Annotated in this window: 13 protein-coding genes and 3 pseudogenes; 9 read left to right on the forward strand and 7 right to left on the reverse strand. The window is 58.1% G+C overall.

The features are described 5' to 3' along the window. Positions 1–2: 2 nt before the first annotated feature. Together PR018_RS20165 and PR018_RS20170 are read left to right on the forward strand one after the other, a co-directional pair. Positions 3–10,076, forward strand: a complete 10,074-nt coding sequence (locus PR018_RS20165) for a beta strand repeat-containing protein (protein WP_244615498.1) — start codon at positions 3–5, stop codon at positions 10,074–10,076. Then, positions 10,073–10,435, forward strand: coding sequence for an Imm8 family immunity protein (locus PR018_RS20170; protein WP_142831576.1), 363 nt, complete (start codon positions 10,073–10,075; stop codon positions 10,433–10,435). The genes PR018_RS20165 and PR018_RS20170 overlap by 4 nt, the downstream gene beginning before the upstream one ends. A 342-nt stretch (positions 10,436–10,777) precedes the next feature. On the opposite strand, the pseudogene PR018_RS20175 reads toward PR018_RS20170, so the two are convergent. After that, positions 10,778–12,674 (reverse strand): annotated as a pseudogene (locus tag PR018_RS20175) (Tn3 family transposase); the annotation flags it as partial. Here PR018_RS20175 and PR018_RS20180 point away from each other — a divergent pair. Both PR018_RS20180 and PR018_RS20185 read left to right on the forward strand, forming a co-directional pair. Continuing rightward, positions 12,655–13,281 carry a hypothetical protein gene (locus PR018_RS20180; RefSeq protein ID WP_142831575.1) on the forward strand — a complete coding sequence of 209 codons (627 nt, stop codon included), beginning with the start codon at positions 12,655–12,657 and terminating at the stop codon, positions 13,279–13,281. The pseudogene PR018_RS20175 and the gene PR018_RS20180 overlap by 20 nt on opposite strands. A gap of 432 nt (positions 13,282–13,713) precedes the next feature. Next, on the forward strand, positions 13,714–14,250 hold the full coding sequence (locus tag PR018_RS20185) for a CPCC family cysteine-rich protein (protein ID WP_205470426.1): 537 nt from the start codon (positions 13,714–13,716) through the stop codon (positions 14,248–14,250). A gap of 15 nt (positions 14,251–14,265) precedes the next feature. On the opposite strand, the pseudogene PR018_RS20190 reads toward PR018_RS20185, so the two are convergent. Then, positions 14,266–14,942, reverse strand: a pseudogene (locus PR018_RS20190) (IS5 family transposase). Between the two features lie 71 nt (positions 14,943–15,013). On the opposite strand from PR018_RS20190, the gene PR018_RS20195 reads away from it, so the two are divergent. Both PR018_RS20195 and PR018_RS20200 read left to right on the forward strand, forming a co-directional pair. Next, complete coding sequence (locus PR018_RS20195; protein WP_142831574.1) at positions 15,014–15,418, forward strand: hypothetical protein; 405 nt, start codon at positions 15,014–15,016, stop codon at positions 15,416–15,418. A 351-nt stretch (positions 15,419–15,769) separates the two neighbouring features. Continuing rightward, positions 15,770–16,111: a hypothetical protein gene (locus tag PR018_RS20200; RefSeq protein WP_142831573.1), complete on the forward strand. Its 342-nt coding sequence runs from the start codon at positions 15,770–15,772 to the stop codon at positions 16,109–16,111. Between the two features lie 446 nt (positions 16,112–16,557). On the opposite strand, the gene PR018_RS20205 is transcribed toward PR018_RS20200, so the two are convergent. The 3 genes from PR018_RS20205 to PR018_RS20215 are packed head-to-tail and all read right to left on the reverse strand — an operon-like array spanning position 16,558 to position 18,355. Continuing rightward, on the reverse strand, positions 16,558–17,700 hold the full coding sequence (locus PR018_RS20205; RefSeq protein WP_142831572.1) for a site-specific integrase: 1,143 nt from the start codon (positions 17,698–17,700) through the stop codon (positions 16,558–16,560). Then, complete coding sequence (locus PR018_RS20210; RefSeq protein ID WP_142831571.1) at positions 17,697–18,101, reverse strand: type II toxin-antitoxin system VapC family toxin; 405 nt, start codon at positions 18,099–18,101, stop codon at positions 17,697–17,699. Before PR018_RS20210 ends, PR018_RS20205 begins: the two co-directional genes overlap by 4 nt. After that, positions 18,098–18,355 (reverse strand): type II toxin-antitoxin system VapB family antitoxin, encoded by a 258-nt coding sequence (locus PR018_RS20215; protein ID WP_142831570.1) that lies wholly within the window; start codon positions 18,353–18,355, stop codon positions 18,098–18,100. Before PR018_RS20215 ends, PR018_RS20210 begins: the two co-directional genes overlap by 4 nt. Before the next feature lie 354 nt (positions 18,356–18,709). On the opposite strand from PR018_RS20215, the gene PR018_RS20220 reads away from it, so the two are divergent. Beyond that, entirely contained in the window at positions 18,710–19,048 is a 339-nt protein-coding gene (locus PR018_RS20220) for a hypothetical protein (protein ID WP_142832637.1), read from the forward strand. Positions 19,049–19,054: 6 nt separating this feature from the next. On the opposite strand, the gene PR018_RS20225 is transcribed toward PR018_RS20220, so the two are convergent. Beyond that, on the reverse strand, positions 19,055–20,719 hold the full coding sequence (locus PR018_RS20225) for an IS66 family transposase (protein ID WP_219276076.1): 1,665 nt from the start codon (positions 20,717–20,719) through the stop codon (positions 19,055–19,057). A gap of 257 nt (positions 20,720–20,976) precedes the next feature. On the opposite strand from PR018_RS20225, the gene PR018_RS20230 reads away from it, so the two are divergent. Continuing rightward, the gene (locus tag PR018_RS20230; protein WP_143123097.1) at positions 20,977–21,315 is read left to right on the forward strand and encodes a hypothetical protein; all 339 of its coding nucleotides are present in this window, start codon (positions 20,977–20,979) and stop codon (positions 21,313–21,315) included. A gap of 6 nt (positions 21,316–21,321) precedes the next feature. Here the strand turns inward: PR018_RS20230 and PR018_RS20235 are convergent. Continuing rightward, positions 21,322–21,519 (reverse strand): annotated as a pseudogene (locus PR018_RS20235) (IS66 family transposase); the annotation flags it as partial. Between the two features lie 167 nt (positions 21,520–21,686). On the opposite strand from PR018_RS20235, the gene istA reads away from it, so the two are divergent. Beyond that, positions 21,687–23,240 (forward strand): IS21 family transposase, encoded by a 1,554-nt coding sequence (gene istA, locus PR018_RS20240; protein ID WP_279621474.1) that lies wholly within the window; start codon positions 21,687–21,689, stop codon positions 23,238–23,240. The last annotated feature ends 55 nt before the right edge of the window (positions 23,241–23,295 follow it).

Consider the following 23,295-nt stretch of genomic DNA (forward strand, 5'->3'; position numbering starts at 1 on the left):
CCATGACTGATCGCATCAAGATTTTGGGAAGCGCTGGCTTTTCAAAGCGCACCAGGCAAGGTTTTCGTGTGATCGCCGGACGATCGCTTGCGATGCTCTTGAGCGGCCTGCTGGTTTTCCAGCCGATGCTGGCCAATGCCCAGTCCGTCTCCGCTGCAGGATCAGCCCCCGCAGCCAATCAGCCCGGCGTTGGGACAGCGCCGAACGGTGTCCCGCTCGTCGATATCGTCACGCCGAACGCGACCGGTCTCTCCCATAACAAATACGACAACTATAATGTCGGCACGCCTGGCCTCATCCTCAACAACTTCAATGGCGAGGTCGGCACATCGAACCTTGGCGGAGTCACGCCGGGCAATCCGAACCTGAAGACTTCCGGTCCGGCCTCCGTCATCCTCAACGAGGTGACGAGCGGCAATCGCTCGGCGCTCAACGGTCCGACCGAAGTCTTCGGCGGCAGGGCGGATGTGATCATCGCCAATCCGAACGGGATCACGTGCTCGGGCTGCGGTTTCATCAACACCCCGCGCGCGACGCTCACCACGGGGGTTCCAGAGATCGGGGCTGACGGTCGTCTGACAGGGTTTGCCGTAAATGGCGGCGATGTCACCTTCGAAGGGGCAGGGGCAAATCTCGCGGCTGCCCCCGGTGCCGTCGACCTGTTCGACGTCGTCTCGCGCCAGATCCACGTCAACGCGCCGCTTTATGGCAAGGTAATCCGACTGACGGGCGGCGCCAGCAAATACGACTATGCCACAGGCGAGGCAACCGCGCTGGCGGCGACCTCCGGCACGCCGGAATATGCGATCGATGGCTCGGCGCTCGGCGCCATGCAGGCCGACCGCATCAAGATCGTCGTCACCGAGAAGGGTGCCGGCGTCATGATGAGCGGCGACATGGCCGCCAATGCCGGTGAACTGTCCCTCTCGGCTGACGGCAAGATCTCGATCGGCAATGCGTCGGCACGCGATGGCGTGACCATCACCTCGAAACACCGGGTCACCGCTGCAAAGGTTGCGTCGAAGCAAAAAGTCAATGTCCAGGCCGACGAGGGCATCACCTTGCAGTCGGTTGCGGCTGACAGCGATATTGCCCTGGTGAGCGGAGCCGGCCTCATAAGCGTGGTGGAAGACGTCACCAGCGGCACGGCCGTGCAGATGAGTTCCGGCGGCGGCATTGCTGCCGGCAGCGTCACCGCTGGCAATGGTGCGGCAACGCTTGTCGCCACCTCCGGCGATATCGTGATCGCAGGTGCTGCCAACAGCGTCGGTGATCTCACTCTGACCGCGACGGCCGGCTCGCTCTCGGCCGCTTCCCTGTTAAGCAACGGCAACATCGCGCTGAATGCCGGGCTGGATATTGCTGTCGCCGGTAACGTGCTGGCTGAGGGCAATCTCACTGCCGCCGGTCGGTCAGTCTCGACGGGCATGGTCGTCTCGGGCATCGATATCGCTGCTACCAGTGCCGATCCAAACGGCAACGTGGTTCTCGGCTCCGCTGACAATCTCAGCCTGACGGCCACAGGCGGCAATATCGCGACGGGCAACCTTCTGTCTGCCGGAGCGCTCACTTCAACGGCGGCCGGCACCATGACGGCCGGCAGCCTTCAGTCGACCACCGATCTGACGGTGGCTGCGACGTCGCTGACATCAAGCACAGTGATCTCCCACGGAACACTCACTGTCGATGCATCGACAAACGTTTCCGGCCAGATCTTTGGGAGCAGCAATGTCCTGATCTCGGGCGCCACCATTCAAGCCGGCGCCATCGTATCCGGCGTGGATTTTGCGGCAACCGCTGCGGCCAATGGCAATCTTGTGGTTGGCAATGCCGGCGATATGACGTTGCAGGCCTCTGGCAGTCTGTCAGCAGATACGCTGCTTGCGGCAGGAACGATGTTTGCCACGGCCGCAGATCTCAACGTCGGGAATGTGACCGGCCACCAAGTCGTCACCCTGTCCGGCAGCTCCAGCCTCACGGCCACCGGCCAGCTTCTCGGAGCAAAGGAGGTCTCGATCTCTGGCGGCTCGGTCTCCCTCAATCAAGTCATCAGCGGTCTGGACTTTGCCGCAACACAAGCCAATGGCGGCAATGTCACCTTGGGCACGACCGGTAACCTGTCTCTACAGGCCGCCGGTCAGCTCTCGGCAAATGCTTTGCTTGCGGCCGGAACCATCACGGCGACAGCCGCGGATCTCAGCCTCGGCACTGTAACAGGGCATAACGACATCTCGCTTTCGGGCGGTAACAACCTGACCGTCACTGGCCAAACCCTCGGGGCCAACGATGTTTCGTTGTCGGGTGGCACGATCTCGACCGGCCAAGTCGTGACGGGTGTTGATTTTGCTGCGATGGCGCAATCTTCGACCGGCGCTATCGTCATCGGCTCAGATGGTGACCTGACGATCAATGCCGTCAGCGCCACCAATGGCAGTCTCGGCAGCGCCACGACCGGGGCGCTGCTGGTCGCCGGCGATCTCAATATCACGGCCGGGTCATTCGCAGCGTCCAACGTCACCGGTCATGGTGCCGTCACCGTCGATGCCGCCGCCAATGTTTCTGGAACGCTTCTGGCAGCAGGCAATGTCGCAATCACCGGCTCGTCCATCACGGCGGGCAGCCTTGTCTCTGGCGTCGACTTTGTCGCTACAAACCAATCTACGGACGGTAGCGTTGTGCTCGGCTCAACTGGCACACTCACCCTAGAAGCCACCGCAGGCAATATCAACGCGTCCAATCTGCTGGCGGCCGGCGGGATCGGCGCCACGGCGAGCGGTGACATCGGTAATATAACGCCCGTCAACGTTATTGCCCATCAGAACCTGACGATGACCGCCGGCGGCACAATCGCTCTGGCCGGCCAATCCATGGCAGCAGACAGTGTCAACCTGCAAGGTCAGTCGATCTCAGTCGCTAGCCTGGTGTCAGGCGTCGATTTCGCTGCGACGCGTGCCTCAAGCACCGGCGCGCTGATGCTGAAACAGGGCAATGCCCAATCAGGCACAATGACACTCACGGCCACCAATGGCGACATAACCGCCAGCAATGCGCTGCTGTCCGGTGGCAACCTCTCGGCAACGACGAGCGGCGGTATCAGCTATGCGCTGCTGCAAAGCCTTGCCAACGCCTCGTTGAGCGCGCCGGGCACCATCACCTACACGAACAACAGCAACGTCACCGGCAACCTTACGATAAATACCGGTACGATCGATCTCTCGGGAACACGCGGCGCCAAGCTGGCTGTCGGCGGCACGCTGTCGATCACGGCCACATCCGCAAACCTCACCGGCAGCAGCCTCGTCCTCGGCGGACTGGCGCTCGACCTCAGCGGCCAGGCTGATTTGACCGGTGCGGCCGTGAAGACGGCCATGAATGCCGGCGGCTCCGGCGATATTGCCATCACTGCAGGCAGCCTTGCCATCAGCGACACGACGACGCTGCTGGCCGCCCATGACCTGACGCTCACCCTTCCCACCCTCTCCAACAGCGGACAAATTGCCGCTGCCAACAATCTGACGATCAATACCAGCGGCGATCTGACCAATACATCGACCGGTCTTCTCTATGCCGGTCGTGACGCTTCTCTCCTTGTCGCGGGGGCGCTGACCAACGATCAGGGCGCCATTCTCGCTGGCAATGACCTGACGATTGCGGGAAGTAACCTCAGCCAACGCAACGCTGCCACCACCAACATCTCCGGCCTCATCCAGGCGGGTGGTGACATGTCTATCCTGACCTCCAATCTCGTCAACAAGCGGTCGACGACACCAACCTGGGTAACCGGTCAGCTGGTCTCATCGGGCAATGTCGTCGGCACCTTCGTGCTCAACCCCGATGTCGCCGGCAAGCCGTTTGCCTATCTCGAAACCAGCGACCAGAATATCCACCAGCTTTACCCCGGTGTTGATCCGCCGGCCTGGCAGGACTACGAGCCGCTGCTCTGGTCTCAGGCGACGCTTGCGGATGGCACAAGCTATCATGCCTGGACCTGGACCTCCGCCAACGGGCCGACCGCAGTTGGACCGATCTACGACTGGATCAAGGCCCGTGTCCCGGTCGATGCCAACGGCACCCCGGTCCTCGACCCCACCAACCCATCCAAGTACTTCATCGTCGACCAGGTCATTCGTGGCGGGGTCGCCGACACCAGCACGACCTATACCTGGGATCCGACCAGCAATCTCAGCCAGTCGGTTTACGAAGACAGGTTTACGAGCACGCTAACCCCCGAAGCGGTGATCCGATCCGGTGGCAATCTGACCATCGATGCGACCAATCTCACCAATTCCTACAGCAGGATCGAAGCGGGTGGCAACGCGACGCTCTCAGGGTCGACACTCACCAACGAAGGGGTCGTCCTCAATCGCACCACGATGACGACCTGCAACGCCCAGAGCGCCTGTACAGCTTACAATGCCGATGGCACGGCCGATCCATCGCGCGATATCGCCAACGGATCATCTGTCGTATCGGGTTCGCAGGTCATTGGCGGTGCGGCTGGTACCCTGAAGGCAGCCGGCGCGCTGACCCTCAACTTTGGCACGGTCAACAACACATCCCTTGGTTCGACCAGCGGCAGCGCGGCCGTCAGTACGCCTTCGACATCGAGCGATCCGCTATCTGCCTTGAGCGGCCTGACTGCAGGCGGCGCGCTCTTCACGGTCAATAGCGCGCTCTCCAATGTAGCTGGCAACAGCGTGCCGACCGCCGGTGGCGGCCTGACCGCCGCGCTTGGCAACCTCACCCAGATCTCGCCAGCAAATGTCGCGCAGCTCGCTGCACTGGCGAAGCCGCAATCCGGTGGTGTCGGGGGCACGATACCCGGCCAGGCCTTCATCTTCGAGACCCGAGCAGCCTTCCTCGACGTCTCGAAGTTCTACGGATCGAGCTACTTCATCAGTCGGGCCGGTTACGACCCCGAGACCAGTATTCCGTTCCTCGGCGACGCCTATTTCGACAACCAGCTGATAGACACGCAACTGCGCCAGTTGGTCGGCGACGGGCTCGGAAACGGTTCCTTCATTCCAGGCAACAGTGCCATCGAGCAGATGAAGACCTTGCTCGACAATGGGGCTGCCTACGCCGAGGCCCATGGTCTGGCCTTCGGCCAGGGGTTGACGCCCGAGCAGGCGGCCAATCTGCAGCAATCCATCGTGCTTTACCAGACGCAGACCGTGAACGGGGCCCAGGTGCTGGCTCCCGTCGTCTACCTGTCGGCCGCCGACCGGGCCAAGGCAGGGTCTGGCGCCGGCGCGATGATCGCCGGCAACTCCGTCAATCTCAACGTCGGCGACCTCAACAATTCCGGCGCGGTCGCCGCCGCCGGCGGCCTTAACATCGCTGCCAGCTCGATCAAATCCACCGGCACCTTCTATGCCGGTGGCAACGCGAACCTGACCGCTTCCAACGGCATCACGCTTGCCGCCCAGACGATGACCATCGGCGGCCAGAACGTGGTCAACACGAATGCGGGGGTTTCGGCCGGCGGTAATCTCTTGCTCGCCGCCAATAACAGCGATCTCAATGTCAATGGCGCCAGCGTCAAGGCTGGCGGATCGGCTCAGCTCTCCGGCAACAATGTCAACCTCGCTGCGGTCAAGGTCGACAATGGCGGCCAAGAGAATGCAACAGGTGCACGGGTCACCGCTGGCAGCAATCTTGCCATTGCCGCTAACAACGATGTCAATGTCATCGGCTCCTCTGCCAAATCGGGTGGCGATCTCAATATCAAGGCCGTGAGCGGCGCCGTCAACGTCGTCTCCACCGATGTCGCGCGCAAGACGAACGATGGCTACACCAAGACCTCCGGGACCGATCAGCAGGCATCGAAGCTCACGGCCGGCGGCAATCTCGGGATTAGCGGCAACACAGGCGTCCTGATCTCAGGCTCGGATCTGTCGGCCAAGGGTGATGTCGGTCTGAGCTCGAACGGCGACATCAACGTTACCACCGCGCAGAGCCAGAGTGCCTCTGTCTTCGGAAAGAATTCGTCATCGTCGATCACGAACAATGGCTCCACCATCACCGCCGGTGGTGATCTCGTCGCAAAATCCAACAACGACATCAACGTCATCGGCTCGACGCTGGCAGCCGACGGCATACTCGGCCTGCAGGCGAAAAACAACGTCACCATCGCCGAAGCCACCGATGGCTATACGCTCGACACCAAGAGCTCCAGCAAGAAGAGCGGCTTCTTCGGATCGACCAAGAAGGACGCCTCCGGCCATCTGGAGACCACTACAGCGGCAGGCTCAACGCTCTCCGGCAAGGATGGTGTGACGATCATCTCCGGCGGCGATACCACCGTGTCGGCATCTAAGGTGACGGCTGGCGACGCCACCCATTCCTCGGATCTCAACGTCCAGACCGGCGGCAACCTCATTGTCGCCTCGGCCAAGGACACCGAGACCGAGAATGACAGTGCCAAGCGCAAGGGTTTCCTGCGCAGCGGCAGTTCCAGCTATCAGGGCTATAACGAGACGACGGTCGGCTCTGAGCTTTCCGCCTCCGGCGATGTCAATCTCGACGCCGGCAAGGCGGCCGTCATCGTCGGCTCGAAGGTCAATGCCGATGGGTCGCTGAATGTCTCCGGCGAAAGCGTCAGCATCATCGGTGCTCAGGAGAACCACCAGTCCGACAGCCAGCGCAAGGATTCCGGCCTCTTCGTCGGTTCCGGTGGCGGCTTCATCTCGCTTTACGGCAAGAACGAAAAGCAGGGCGCACAATCCTCGACCGACAATGTCGGCTCCAAGCTATCGGCCGGGCAAGACGTCAACCTGACGGCGCGCGCCACCGATCTCAACATCATGGGTTCGCAGGTCACCGCCGACCGTGACATCAACCTGTCGGCGGCCCGTGACGTCAATGTCACGCCAGGGGCAGAAAGTGCGGCGCAATCCGAACAGCAGAAGAAATCCGGCTTTGGTCTCGCCTTCTCGTCCGGCAATGGCGGCTTCTCGCTCGGCATCGGCGCCCAGTCGACCAAGGACAGTTCGGCCCAGCAATCCGACACAAATGCCATGTCGGCGCTGTCAGCAGGTCGCGACCTCAACATCTCGGCCGGCAACAATGTCAACCCGCAGGCGACCAGCGCGTCTGCCGAGCGTGACGTCAATCTTTTTGCCGGCAACGACATCAACCTGCTCTCGGCCAACGACGTCACCAATTATGAGGAAATGCACGAGAAGACCTTTGCTGGCGTGACGCTTACGGTGTCCAGCCAGGTTGGCAAGGCAGCTCAGAGCATCATGAACTCGGCCGAGCGTCTGTCGGACAGCGGCGGCGTCAATGCCGTCACCAACACCGCCATCGCTGGCCTTGGCTTTTACCAGGCCTACAAGGATCTGACGGGTGTCTACAGCCAATATCAAAAGTCCGGCGACATCGGTGTTAACGTCACTCTGACGGTCGGCGCCAACCATCAGGAAAGCCAGTCCTCATCCTCCACCTCGACACCCGTCGTCACCGACATTCGTGCTGGTCGGTCGATCTCGATGGAGGCAGAGAACGGCTCGATCACGAGCGACGGTGCGCAGATCCTGGCCGGCTACGACAAGAACGGCATACCAACGGTTTCAGGCGATCCGCTGACCGGCGATATCTTTCTGTCGGCAACCAACGGCAACATTAATCTCAACGCTGCGACAGGCACGACGGACAGCGCGAGCAGCAACTCCTCCTGGAGTGCTGCGGTGGGTGTCGGTGCGACTTTTGGCGGCGGAGGCAAAGGCACCAAAGATCTGGGTCTGGTTGCCAACGCCGGCTACGGCAAGGGCAGCGCCGATACCAGCGGCGTCAGCCACACGAACACCCACGTCAATGGCACTGGTGACATCACAATCGTCACCAATGACCTGACCCTGCGCGGCGCCACGATCACCGGAAATTCGGTCACCGCCGACGTCAAGAACCTGACGATCGAAAGCCAGGTAGACACCGCCAAGGCCAAGGCGGACCAACTCAGTCTATCGGCCCAGACCGGCTTCGGCTCGACCAGCGTTTCCGGCGTTACCCAGAAGGCCAGCGGCGACGCGGTTGTGGTCACCGAGCAGTCCGGCATTCACGCGGGGGCGGGGGGCCTCGATATTGATGTCAGCGGTCAATCGTCGCTCATTGGCGGTTTGATCACCAGTGAGGCCGGGGAAGGACGCAACAGCTTCTCTACCGGGACGCTGACGGTCGCCGATATCGATACGCACTCGACCTGGAAAGCCGACACCTACGGCGGTTCGATCGGTACTAGCGGCATAGTGCCGTCCCCTCCTGTCAAAGAGAGCGAAAACAAAACCGGTCAGGCGCTTTCGGCCATCGGTGGCAATATCCCAATCACCATCACCGATCCGGCGCACCAGACACAGGATATCGGCACGATCCGTCGCGATACTGACAACACCAATACGTCGCTACCCGGCCTCCCGGATCTTGAGCATATCCTGCGCGAACAGTACAAGACGCAGGCTGATTTGCAGGCGGCACAAGCAACAATGGCTGGGCTGGTCGGGGATATTTCCAGCAACCTGTACAAGCAGGCTCTCCAACGTGGAGACGACGCAGCGGCTGATCTTTGGAAGGAAGGTGGCGAAGGCCGGGCGCTGCTACATGCGATCGGCAGCGGTATCCTGGGCGGAGTCAATGGTTGGGAGGGGGCAATCAAGGGTGCCCTCGGTGCAGGAACGTCGTCATTACTTACACCGGCGATCGCCGCACTCGTCAAGGGTATCCTGAAGGACAGCACCCTGTCGGATCAAGACAAGCAGACGCTTGCCAATCTGATCGGAACAAGCCTCAGTTCAGCGGTTGCTGGCGCCGTCGGCGGTGGAGAAGGAGCATCATACGGCGGAGCGCAGTATCAATTTAATTATCTCACCCACAAGGAACTTGATGAGGCCAACAAAGAGCGTGCTGACCTTCAAAAGAAGATTGCCAATTGCCAAGCGTCCTTGGGCAACGGCTGCTCGGCTCAGACGCTTTCTGATCTCGAAGACAACCTGCAATTCAGCGTAGCCTACTACCGGCAGCTCTCTGACGCGAATAACGCGTCCTTAGTAAAGGCCTGTGCGGCATCCTTTTCCAGTGCAGCCTGCGTAGCTGGCAGAGCCGATCTTGCAAACGCCGTCGACGAGGAACCAGGGCTCCAGCAACACGTTCTTGGCACGAGCTCTGTCAATACGCCGGATGCTTTGCTGCTCGGCGTGCTCAGCGATGTGGCCGCAGGCCATGTTGCATCCGATCAAATCGCCGCGCAATACCAACAGGCGTTGATCACGCACCAGCAGATAACAACTGGCGTCGCTGCACTGGCCGTGCTCGTTGCTGTGGGCGTTACGGTTGGTCCGGAGGTGTACGCCTACTGCGCAGCCAATAGCGCTGCATGCGCGAACACGGTCACGGAGCTGCTGGATTGTACGGTAACCATCGCCTGCACGAGCACCGCCGGGGGTGTTTTAACGGCTACAGCGGCGACAAAGGTCGCCGGCGAGCTCGAGCAATCCGCAGCCGCTGCAGCGAAAGCGGCCGGTACCCGCACGATTGTCGCATCTGATGGCACAACGGTTATAGTTCCCGCTGGGTATAAGCCGCTGACCTCTGCTGGACCCGCCGCCAGTGATGTAGGGGGCCTACCACAAGGGTATGTCCGGGTCACTGACGATGCAGGAAATACTGTCATTGCAGGGCCAAATAGCGCAATCTATGATGATGTGGCCGAAGCACAAAAGGCGGCAACTATTACGGCCAATTATTCAGGTAAAACTGACTGGCCAGAATTGAGCGGCGCTTTGCGTGAAGGTTCAAATTCTGCTGCAGCGGCACTTAAGGGTGAAGGGCCGATCAACTTTGGTATGGGAACTTTCAATCGTGAGCAGACTATGGCCATGGGTGAAGCATGGGTCGGACCCGGGTATCGCGTGACTTCGCGCGGATACTATGAAAGTGTAGATGGGCTAAGGCAATTCAGACCTCCGTCGACAAAACCGAACAGCCAGTTGGCAACGACAGGCACTCAAGCAAACTTTGAGCAGAGATCGGGTGCCACCGGAGCGTGGGGCGCAAATGGCCATATGGATGTGTCACCATGATTGCCACCGCAAAATCCATCGAGCTAATCGACTACGAAAACTGGAACTATTGGCCAGACGACGTTAAGAACTTCTGCGCAGCAGCGGAAGCCATGATTGGACCTGTCGAAAATGACGGGGCTGAAATTTTTAGCTTTGAAATATGTACGCCAAAGTGGTTTGCTGAAAATAGACTCGCCAAAGCAACGTTTACTAGGGGTATAGTTTTTGTACCTGAGTACGACGAGCAGGCAGTAAAAATGATAATTGCGGACTTAGTCGCAAAAACCTCAGGCGATACATGGGGCGAAATCGCCGAAAAACTGTCTCGGTATCTTCGATGGGAGTTTGAGGACTATCAGAGAGGACCTCCGAGTTAAATGCTTTCTAGGTGGCACGGCGATTGCTGACCCGTAATCGAAAGAAAGGTATGCAATAATGGGAACATCTACGGCGCTACCGATCAAAGTCATGGCAGATTATGGTTGCCACCCGCTATGGTGGGATAGTGAGCATCCCGTGTGGTATGCTCGGGATGGTCAGATGGGTGATATCGACCCTGTCAGCCTCGGCGTTACACCGAGCTTGGCAACCGAACTTCGGACCTGGGCTGAGAAATTTGATGCCATGTTGAACTGGGAGGATCCAGGAAGCACATCCGTTTCCCCAGAAGTTGAGGCGTCATTTGAGGGGTCGGTTCCGGCTGGGGGCGGAATGACACTCTAAGCCGTTGCCCCCTTGGGCCAGAGATATTCGCCGGTCAGTAATATGTGCGCCCAACCCAGCGGAGAGATATGCGCCAGAAGTTCGGGCGGCACATCAAGTCCTTCATTCCGGCGCTTTGCGACTGTATGGCCGAGATGGAGGGTGTTCCAGTAGATGATGACTGCGGTGAGCAGGTTGAGGCCGGCGATCCGGTAATGCTGCCCCTCGGTGGTGCGGTCACGGATTTCGCCTTGGCGACCAATGCGCAGCGCATTCTTGAGAGCGTGGTGGGCCTCGCCCTTATTGAGACCGATCTGGGCACGCCGCTGCATGTCCGTGTCGAGGATCCACTCCATAATAAAGAGTGTGCGCTCCACCCGGCCAACCTCCCGCAGCGCAACCGCTAGATCGTTCTGGCGTGGATAGGAGGCAAGCTTGCGGAGCAACTGGCTCGGCTTGATCTTGCCGGAAGCCATGTCGCTGCGCAGCGGAACAGGTCGGGCCAGTTCGCGATGATCAATTCCTCGCGGATCTTGCCACCGACCAGTTTGCGCAAATCCTTGGGTGTCCCGGCGGGATTGAAGACGTAAAGGCGCTTCGAAGGCAACTCGCGGATGCGCAGGACAAGGCGGTATCCGAGCATGCCGCTGGTCCCGAACAGGTGATCGGTGAAGCCGGCCGTATCGGCATATTGCTCTCCGATCTGACGACCGGCATCATTCATCAGCAGGCCGTCAAGGATGTACGGGGCCTCGCTGACTGTCGCGGGAATAGTCTGTGACGCGAACGGCGCGAACTGGTCGTTGACGTGAGTGTAAGCCTTGAGGCCTGGTTCATTTCCATACTTAGCGTTGACCATGTTCATCGCCTCGCCTCGCCATGCCGGGCCGAAGGAAAGAACTGGCCATCGCTCGATGCGGTCGTTCCCATGCCCCAGAACCGGGACATCGGCAGCTTTGCTTGCGCAGCCACCACGATCGCCAGCGCCTGGTTCATTGCGTCGCTTTCGACGTGCCACCGGGCAAGGCGCGATAGCTGCCAGTAATCATGCGTGTTCGTGGCCTCCGCCATCTTCCGCAATCCCAGATTCAGCCCTTCTGCGAGCAGCACATTGAGCAGGCCGACCTGGTCACCGCATGGAACCCCGGTTCTCAGATGAGTGAATGCTTCGGTGAACCCGAGCGCAGCATCGACCTCCAACAAGATGTCGGTGATCCGAACTGGCGGCATCCGGCGATAGAGATCGAGTATCAGCTCCTCGGCGCTGTCCGGAACGTCAGCCGTCAGTCGGTCGATCCGCAACGTCCCATCCTCGATGCTGCCACGGGGGATGGTCCCGTCGCGCGCTGCTCGCGCAAGTCTCTTCAGGCCATCGGCGAGCCGAGCCTTTCGATCAGTCAGCCATCCCAGCGGATCGAGGGGCACAGCCAGTCTTGTATTAGCTTGTGCCGCAATCATAGGCACCAACACCTGTTTGAGATCGCCATAGCGGCGCGAATGGTCGAGCCAGATGTCACCGGATCGGAAGGCATCCCGCAGGTGAAACAGGACCGCCACCTCCCGAAGGCGATTGTCACCCTGATGTTGTGCTCTCAAATGTCGGTGCCATTTCGAATCCGGCCGCAAGAAGCTGTCGGTCGCCGGTGGTGACGCTTGCATTTCGCCGATGGCTTTTGCCGCCGCAATCAAGGGCTGGGCTACCGATGCTGCCTTGAGCTTCAGGCACCGCAACATGTGTGGCGCGTAACGGCGGAAGCGATGATATCCGTGCCCGACATGAGCCAAGGGATCGTCCGCCAGCGTATTGCTGAGCTGGGCACCGGTCGCGACCAGTTGTTCGAGCCGGCCCCACTCCGCCGATTTGGCGACCGCCATTTCCAGCGGCACCCCGTCGTTGCGGGCCTCGAGCAAGGACTATGTTGCAGCACTGGTCTCGGCCGCAAACGACACCAACGATCTTAAGAACGCGACGCCAACCCAGGCATCAGCGGTTCTGAACGGCCTGAAGGACGCTATCGGTGTGGTCGAGCAGGGCCAGGGGAACGCGACAGGTCTCGAAAACGCGCTGACCGGCTCGGAACAGACCTATCTCCAACTTCTCCAAAGCCTCACCAACGCCATCTCGACGACAGCGGGCACCAACGAGTCCGCGCTCCGGCAGTTTGCAATTCAAAACGCCGCACACGTCGACGGACTGATGGCAAATGCGGCCTTCGCGCAATCGGCCGGCAAGCTCATCCAGGTCGAATATATGATCGCGGTCGGAGGCGCCGCAGCGCTCCCGGTGGCGCAAGAGCTTGCCGCCATGTGCCGCTTGGGAGCGCAGGCCTGCGCGGCACAGGCTAATCTGATCTTCCAAGAGATCGTCGCCTCTATTCCTGAGCTTGGCGGTACTGGCGTCGGAATCGCCGGCATCAGCGTGATCGAAAAGGAAGCTCTCGATCGGGCGCTCGTAAAGGCGGCCGAGGCCCATCGCCAAAAGTGCTTCCAGCGCCAACTTACGCTGCGCCCGATGGGCTGACGGCCACTGGTCAATATACCAGCAGCGGAAAACCGGTTTTCACGGATGGCAATGGTGGATATTATGCGCCGTCGGGAGTTGCCGGTGACAACAGTATCGTTGTTGTCGACGCCAACGGTAATGCGAGGTATTTTAACTACGGTACGTCCTCAACGGCAGGCGTAGGTCAATCCGCCGAGGCACAGAGCCTACTCAGCAAATTGTGCTGGAGAAAGTGCTCGCCGATCCAGCGGCGGGTAAGGCATTGGGGAATCTAAATGGCGATCCAGTCTTCCCGCAGAGCTTGGGCTGGATGAAGATGGAAGCTAAAGCGACTCTATCAAATGGCTCCGCGATAACTGTTCACTATCAGTATAATTCTAGTACCGGCACTGTTGCGGATGTTAAGATTGTAAATCTGCCAATTTCAAGTAAATAACTAATGGTGCAAAATTGAAAATACGGAAAATAGATGATAATCAAGAATTGTTTGTATATGGCGTTGTTGTTCACAATAATGGCTCGTATTTGCATACGTCACCTCCTGGGTATAGGGGTCTTTTAACTTGCGGGTTCGAAGAGTGTGATGTATTGGACGGAAATTTCAATTATAATACAAGCTATGTTGAATTTGAGGGAGGGGCGGTTGGTGTTTACTATGCAGAGATAATTACTGAGAATTTACTTGATGTCTTAATTGAAACTGATCCCGTTGCATTTGCACGCTTTACAGAGCTAAGGAAGATTTACGATAGGCCGCCTGCGACAGTCGCGGCAATAAGGCGTCTTGGCGAAGATGCCCTATCAGGCTCCGCAGCGTGTCCATGCTGCGATTGTGACACGCTTGTTGAGCCTGGGTGTTATGAGGTCTGCAAAGTATGTGGTTGGGAAGATGATCCGCTGCAATCTGAAGATGCCCAATATGTCAATGGCGCGAATAAGGTCAGTCTCACTGAGGCGCGGATGCTGTGGCGAGCCCGGAAGACTTAAAGCCAGATAGTTGCTTTAGGCCGTGGACTCGTTATGACGGAGTACGATGCGGATGCAAGCTAGCTTCGTCATCGCGAGAAACGTCATTCCGAGCTTGTCATATCGGGTTGCAGCCCGTCTGTAATATTTGAGCTTGTTAAAGAAGCGCTCAACGAGATTGCGCTTTTTGTAAAGCCAAGGGCTGAAGACGATTGGCTCGCTTCGATTAGACTTTGGCGGAATGTTTGCCCATGAACGTTCCGCTCTCAACTTTGAGCGTAACCAGTTGGCATCATAGGCTTTGTCCGCAAGAAGCATCGCACCCGACGGAAGATTATCGAGTAGTTCGCTCGCTGCCGTCGACTTCTTCCAAGGCAGCGATCTGGATGATCCGCCCTCAATGTCGCCGCTGAATGATGTACGCGAATTGAAGTGCCATCGATCATCGTGATCCGATCATGCGATGCGCTGGTGATGGCGTCCATCAAACCGTCCCAGATTCCCGCTTTCATCCAGCGTCGGAAGCGATTGTAGCAGGTAGTTAAGGGGCCATATCGCTGTGGCACATCACGCCAAGGAGCACCTGATCGCAGAACCCAGAAAATGCCGTTCAGCACGCGGCGGTCATCAACACGCGGCACGCCTCGCGGCTTGTTGGGCAACAGCGGCTCAATCACGCGCCACTCAGGGTCGGTCAGATCGTATTGGCTCATGCCGACACTGAATCAGATGTTGACCGCTGGTGGAAGACGTATAGCTTTGTTGAATGAGAGACGATCCTGAGATGCTCCTCCCCGACACGCTGCGATCCGTTGCTTGTCGCAACGGCGGTGAATGGGGTTGGAAACCTGAAACAATACCTCTGGTGATCGATGAAGCCGAGAAATTGGGCCTTCTCAACGTTGGCGGGCAACTGCAATCCCTTATGCCAGAAGGCACCTGCGAATGTTATTGGGTTGAGGTAAATGCGTTGAAGGGCGAGCCAGTCGGGTTAACCTGGAGCGAGCGCGTAGCGCTTTCCGCCAAAAACGCACGACGGCAGATGGTTGATATCACGCGATATTACGACTTTATCGCAGAAGGACGCAAAGCATTCGCAGGCCCTTTTGCTGCTTACGAAGCTACCGGTGGCAGCGTCCGCGACCGCATGTGCTTTATTTGGTACTTACAGGCGGACCGCCGCCCATAATTGCCTCGCCGCCCGTTTATGAGTTCACGACCTAGTATTCTTGATTGAACTGCTGATATCGCGAGTGTGGCTGTCAATTAGATGTGGCGGCATCGTCATGTCTGGATGGCGCCCGTTTGGCAATGTGATTTTGGCCGGCTCTGTTGCAAACATTCCGTTTGTGCTGGAAATATCGCCGATAATTTATCTGTAAATCGGCGAGGGGTCCCGATGCCGATACGCATGATAAACGCTTGTTATTCCTCAAGTTGATAGGGTCATTTCTGTATGCCGAATCACAAATCGCAGCCGGATGAAACTTCAGTGGCAGGTCACTAGAACAATAATTACGATTTTAAGGAATAGCTCGCGATGAGCTCCAATTTAATTTATCCAGCCGCAATAACTGAGTTGAGGACCGCATGCTCGAAGCACTTAGAAGGGCGGGTCTCCGCTGATGAGCTGCAACGGGCGGTTCAAAAGGCAGAAATGGTAGTTGTTGCCGTTGAAGAAAGCGACATCCGTGAATTTCTCACCAACCTCGAAGGGCGATTCGAATTAATTAAATTCACCGTAAATGATGATGAACAGCTTGCGGAAACCCAGAAAATTGCAAAACAAGCTATCAATTGGCTTGTGAAACGAGAACATGAGGCCCTGGATGAGGCCTATCCTGGCAAGCGCACACCTTTGATAAAGACGACTAAGCCATGAAATACATTCACTCTGCCAAGATCGGTGAAAATTGCCCATGTTGTGGGCAGGGCACTCAATTTGTTTCAAAAGAAAGTGCGAGTGGTAATTTATTTGTCTCGTGCGACGATTGTTTTGCTGAATGGGAGACTCCAGACAAAGCAGCAAAATGTGACCTTGCCACCAGAGACAAATTTGGTTCCTGTATATATCTGCATTCTAAAGAATTAATTGATCATCCATGGTATAGGTACGTGTTAAATAAATAGTCTCCACAACACGGCACAGATCCGGCACGCATCTTGACCATCCAAAGCTCTGTGAGGGGTTGCTAAGAGGCTGCCTCAAAGAGCGGTGGGTAGTTTCGACAGGTTATGATTTCTTCGCATTTGCAAAGATTCGACGGAGTTCACGATAGCCTGGACAGAAATCACCCGTCCGCAATATGCTCGTTGAACGGCTCGCTATTAAAGCAGCCTGGCGGCCCGTCCGGTGCGCCGTGTCGCATTGTTATAATAGCTTGATGCCTGCTGGACCGAACGATGCCTCGACTGTTCCATGGCCTCGGGAAGGGGGACGCCGCGATTGGCAGCCTCGGTCAGATAGCCTGATCGCAAGCCATGCGCCGAAAACTCCCCAGCATCCAGTCCGGCGAGCGCCGCTCGATGCTTGACGATATCATTGATTGCCTTCGGATCAAGCGCGCGACGGGATATATTGCCCCAGCGATCAATGGCCCGAAACACACTACCGCTGTCGATCCGTGCCACTTCAAGCCACGCATTCAGAGCATCGACCGGCCGGCCGGTGAGGTACACGACCTCATCGGTGTCGGCACTACTGGTCTTGGTACGTCCAAGATGGATGGAGAGCGACAGGAGGGGAGGGGCGCCTTCAACGGCGATCAAAGGCTCGATCGTGAACTGTTCGCGCCGCAATCCGGCGATTTCGCTGCGACGCCGACCGCCGGAGGCAAAGGCCACCATCAGGATGGCCCGGTCGCGGACGTCGCGAAGACTTGTGCTGCGACAGGTGTTGAGCAGTTTTGCCAGCACATCTGATGTAACGGCTTGGGCACTCTTGCGTTTTCTTGGTCGTGGGTTGGCGCGAACAGCCAGTCGGATGGCCGACTTCAGGGAAGGGGAGGCAAACAAGCCACTCAGTCCGCGCCATTTGGTCAGGGTCGACCATGTGGCAAGCCGTCTGCGAACGGTATCCTGTGCATGTGGTCCCACCACTCTGAGAAAGCTCTGACTGCGAAGGATCTCTTCGACGATGATCGGCATGCCATGCTGTGGATCGGTCAGTCTCTTTTCCGGATCCCAGAGATGATGGGCGACGAACTTCAGGAGCAGCGCCTCTGGGGCTGGCCAGGGGAGGGATTTGCCGGTGGCCGCAAGCGACCAGGCCTGCAGATAGGCGAGGTCCGAGGTGAGGGCGCGCAAGGAGTTGGCACCCATGCCTTCATTGACCAGATGGCGAAGGGTTTTGACGTCCTCATCCGACAGGATTTCGGCGAGTTCGTCCCGTCGCCCCATCGGCAGGACGGCGGCGATCGTGTCGAGCTCTTCGAGCCGGCGGTTCAGGGCCTTGTCGCTTGTTCCGCTCATGCCGTCGATGACGCCGGATGCAATTTCAGGTCAGATTGCGAAAAGTCCCGACCCTTGAACAAGAGGGGCGTTTTAGCCACCGCAGACACCGCATAGGAGAAGCAGTCACCCATGTTGAGGCTCGCTGGATGGCGCCCCTTTCCGAACCGCGCGAACGCGATTTCTGAGGCATGATAGTGGCGCTCACCAAACGCGACGGCGGTGACATTTGGCAGCACGACCAACTGAGCGATGACGGCCTCAGCACCTGGAAAGCGCTTTCCCGTCAACACCATCCGGGCCTCGAGAAGGGTTGGCCAACCCACGAGGATTTCTTCGCGGCTCATAAGGGCGTGGAAAAGTTCGGCCTCAGGCTCGCCCAGCGCGGTGGCCACGATCGCTGACGTATCGAGAGCAATCATTTAGGCAGGCCGTTTTCGTCATAGAGATCATCATGAGCCGACGTCGTGCCTGGCGGCACCGAGCGGCGGCCTTCCGCCATCAGGTCCCAAAGGATATCTGCCGGCGTCTTGGCTTGTTTTTCACGCAGTTCCTGGTCGTAGAGCTCAAGCGCTTGCTCGACGAGCCTGTTGATCGGCTGGCCGGTGCGCCGGGCCAGCGCATGGGCCAAGTCGCGCGCCTTGGCGCTGCGGATGGAAAGCTGGGGTTCGGACATGGTGATCCTCGACGACTGTTGACGTAAACATAGCCCTTGGCGGGCAAGATGGCAACATTAGAGAGCCAGATGGCTCATGTGCGATAAGGGAGACTTATCGGAGGTGAGGTATGGGGTTATGGTTAATGAGGGGTTAAGGAAGTAAATGCCGAATTAAATGCGGCCAAATATGCCATGGCCAATGTAATCAATTAATTAGGCGCCGAGAATTCGCGTAAACGAGGTTTAAATTCGGGTACGTGGGGCAGATTTGGTGGCGCTGCCGGTTTGTCAGGCAATTGTGTCTCTGACTTCCTTCTATCATAATCGGCATCGTCCTTGAAGAAGACTGCCATTGGAGGATGGATCTGCGCCATGACCGACATCGATATCGACACGCTCGATGAGACCGAACTGCTAGCGTTGAACGAGCGTATCGTCGAACGGCTTCATCTTCTGCATCGGCAAAAGACAGACCAAGCGTTGCAGCAGATCAAGATCGGCAGTGCTGTGATGTTCGAGACACACGACGGCATAACGATCACGGGTATCGTCATCCGTCGCAATCGCAAGACCGTGACGATCCATTCTGATGACGAGAAGCACTGGAATGTCTCACCAACGCTCGTTAGGCTGATCGGGCGGAATGTTTTGGAGGACTTGACGCCCAAGGATGGGCGCGTGCTGCCATTCACGAAGCCCGGCAGCCGTTAGCAACGCTCAGGCTCTCGCCGCGACAAGGCCTGCTAATTGCGGGATGGCCTCGCCACCAATGCCGAGCCGGTCGCCAAGATAGTCGTAAAATGAGATGCCGAGCTTCCGGCACGTCTGCATCAGACCGAGCATTGTATCGCGTGCAATGCGACCGTCTCGGCTCATCGTGCCGCCAGAGATCTTCCGCTTGGTCACAATCGTCCGCAGGGCGCTTTCCGATGCGTTGGTGTGCAGCGGAATGTCGGGATAGTCGAGCACCTTCAGGAGTTCGTTCTTTCTTCGATGCAGCCGCTCAAGAAGCTTGTCGAGGGCCTCATAACCGGTGCGTAGAGTGAAGATCCGATCGAACCGTCGTCGGAATGCGGGAGCGGATGCTGGGGTAGGGTTCTGCTTGTAGGCTTTCAAAGCTTTGTAGTATCGCCAGATGAGATCGCGGACGACTGTGGCCCATCGCTCCTCCTTTGCGGTTGCCGGCATCAACTTTTGCACCAGACGTTCTGCATGCACCCAACAGAGGGCATGATTGCCGACGCGGAACTGGCCGGCATCGTCGGACACGATCACCATGTCACCCACCAAACCATGATGGCGGATGGCACCCCAGAGCCCGGCTTCGGCAAGCAGGCCAACGGCTTGCGTATCAAAAATGTCGACGCCCTTGCCAGCCAGATGCGTCATGAACGGAACCTGGTTGCTGAAGTGTTGCGGTTCAAAACTCCTCAGTCCGGCGGTCAACGGTGACCCACCACGGCGTTCTTCCAAGTATTCAAAAGCAGCGTCGTTCAACACATAATCCTGGTAACTGCCGCGTAGCAGCGACAGAAAATTCAGCCGTGATTTCGATTTCGTCGTGCGGAAAACGCTAAAGTTCGGGCCGCCGATGTGTGTGGCGTAACCGTTATTATGGCAATGACGGGCGCCGGTGTCGTCAACAGTGACGTAAGACGACGATACCAACCCGGCATGCAGCACCGCCGTATCCTCGGCTGCAAAGCCATCCAGTTGCCCGGTCACAAGTCGCACCACCTGGCGCTTTGAGATATCGAGACCGATATCGTTCAGCAATGTCGTGAGGCGTCCGGTCGTCACCTGCCCTTGTGTATGGAGCATCAGACAAAGACGCCTGAGGTTGAGGCCGTAGCCAGCAGTGATCCCCGCCGGCAAGGACGCAAGAATTGTCTTTCCGTCCGGCGTCAGCCAGCATTCGCGGCGGTAATGCACAAGCTCCGCCTTCATCACCAGATCGCGAACATAGATGCTTCTGTATCCCTTGAAGCGCGACCCGACGGGAGCATCGACGCGCAGGACTTCCTGCCGGCTCACCCGCTTCACATCCAGCTTCGGGCCACGGGGCTTTTTCTTATGCGCCGATATGTCGCCGGGTTTGGCATCCGTTGCCTTCTCCATGCCGGAGGAGCGAAACGGCGGCCGGGGTGGCAGGTTCTTCAGCCGGGCGATCTCGTCGCGCAGCAGCTGGTTCTCGAGTTTCAGCCGGGTGTTCTCCAGGCGAAGGGCGGCGTTCTCTTCGCGAAGCTGGATGTTGTCGACTTCAAGCTTCTCGAGCCGGGCTTCCGCTTGCAGCGACCGCTCCAGCAGACCCGTCACAAGCCCGCGCAACGCATTCAGCGAAAGCGTGTCGGCATGCTCGGGGGAGGGGAGCCGTTTCTTCATGATGGAATCGAATCATGATTTGCCCCGCTCAGGGAATCCCCCAAGCCGAGAAACAGTTATCAACGCGTGCGGTTATGCACACTTTCTAGGCCCGGCGCCGAAACGCTGCCACCGAATCTGCCCCACGTACTGATTTCGGTACGTGGGGCAGATTTGGTGGCGCTGCCGGTTTGTCAGGCAATTGTGTCGCTGACTTTCTTCTATCATAATCGGCATCGTCCTTGAAGAAGACTGCCATTGGAGGATGGATCTGCGCCATGACCGACATCGATATCGACACGCTCGATGAGACCGAACTGCTAGCGTTGAACGAGCGTATCGTCGAACGGCTTCATCTTCTGCATCGGCAAAAGACAGACCAAGCGTTGCAGCAGATCAAAATCGGCAGTGCTGTGATGTTCGAGACACACGACGGCAGAACGATCACGGGTATCGTCATCCGTCGCAATCGCAAGACCGTGACGATCCATTCTGATGACGAGAAGCACTGGAATGTCTCACCAACGCTCGTTAGGCTGATCGGGCGGAATGTTTTGGAGGACTTGACGCCCAAGGATGGGCGCGTGCTGCCATTCACGAAGCCCGGCAGCCGTTAGCAACGCTCAGGCTCTCGCCGCGACAAGGCCTGCTAATTGCGGGATGGCCTCGCCACCAATGCCGAGCCGGTCGCCAAGATAGTCGTAAAATGAGATGCCGAGCTTCCGGCACGTCTGCATCAGACCGAGCATTGTATCGCGTGCAATGCGACCGTCTCGGCTCATCGTGCCGCCAGAGATCTTCCGCTTGGTCACAATCGTGCGGGTTTCACAAAGTCCCGGACAAAGATTTCAGTAAGTCGCGGACACCGAATTCAGAAAGTTCGGGACAGCAAATTCAGTAAGTCGCGGACAGAAGGGACAGCGGATTTAGATCGAATCTCGTGAGCGCCGATCTGGCAATTTGTTCTCGTGTTTTAAGCGAGGATCTAATGCCTAGACGGAAGCAAGCGAGACATACTGATGTGAAAGACATTCGATCGATACTGCGGCTGACGTTCGAGCAGGAATTGTCGATACGCGCCGTTTCTGAGCGGCTGAAGATGAGCAAGACGTCGGTCTCAACGTATCTGCTGCGGGCGCGGGAGGCGGGGCTTGCAGCATGGCCACTTCCACCCGGTCTGGATGATGACGAGCTCCTGGAGCAGCGACTATTCCGGCGGATGGGGCGACCTCCTCGAGACAGCGAGGAACCGAACTGGCCGAAAGTGGCCAGCGAGTTGAAACGCAAAGGCGTGACGCTCAACCTGCTATGGCAGGAATACCGGGAGGTCCATCCGGATGGATACGGCTATACCTGGTTCTGCTGCCGATTTGCTGATTATGAGAGCCGCGCCAAACCCACCTATCGCAGTCGTCATGTGGCTGGTGTCGCGATGGAATGCGACTATGCCGGCCATACGATCCCGATCATCGATCCGTCTTCTGGCGAGATCCGGGCAGCACAGATTTATGTGGCCGTGCTGAGTGCATCGCAATTGGTGTTCTCCTATGCCAGCTTCAGTCAGAAGCTGCCGGATTGGATCGAGGCGAACCAGCGAGCCTTCAGTTACTTCGGTGGGGTGACGAAGACGACGATCTGCGACAACCTCAAATCCGCGATTGCCAAGGCTCTCTGGTTCGAACCGACGTTGAACGCGACATTTGCTGCCTTCGCCGAACACTACGATACGACCGTATTGCCAGCACGGCCGCGGCGTCCTCGGGATAAACCATCCGCGGAGGGATCGGTTTTAATCGTCGAGAGGTGGGTTCTGGCCAGACTTCGAAACGACCGTTTCTTCAGCCTTGTCGATCTCAATATCCGCATCAGCGCTCTGATCGAGGACCTTAACACCCGTACGATGCGTCGGTATGGAAAATCCCGGCTAGCCCTGTTCGATGAGGTCGAGCGCTCCCAGCTCAAGCCACTGCCGCCAACGCCGTTTGAATACGCGGAATGGAAGGTCGCCAAGGTTCATCCCGATTACCATGTCGACGTCGACAAGACGTTCTATTCCGTGCCGCACGGTCTGATCGGCAGGAAGGTCGATATCAGGCTGACGTATCGAGCGGTCGAGATCTTCTTTGACCACAAGCGGGTCGCCAGCCACATCCGAAGCTCCCAGCGTTCCGGCCATATCACTGTCAATGAGCATATGCCGAAAGCTCACCAGCGCTATGCAAACACGACGCCTCACACGTTGCGCAAGGAAGCGGCGAAGGTTGGGGCCAATACTGCGATATTTATCGAGCGTCTGCTTAGCGATCGGCCGCACCCGGAGCAAGGCTACAGATCCGCTCAGGGCATTCTCTCCCTGGCGCGTCGTTACGAAACCGATCGGCTGGAATTGGCCTGTGAGCGTGCGTTGGTCATCAATGCGCTGACCTATTCGTCTGTCGCCAACATTCTCAGATCTGGTCTCGATCAGGCTCCTGCCGCAAGCGAGACCGTGAAGCCGGCACCGCCGCACGGCAATATCCGCGGCAAAACCTACTACCAATGAAAGGACATCTAACAGGTTGCGGAAAAAGGCCCTTGCTGTGAGCGGACTGGCGTGA

Origin of the sequence: Rhizobium rhododendri (genome assembly GCF_007000325.2) — a bacterium.
GTDB lineage: Bacteria > Pseudomonadota > Alphaproteobacteria > Rhizobiales > Rhizobiaceae > Rhizobium > Rhizobium rhododendri.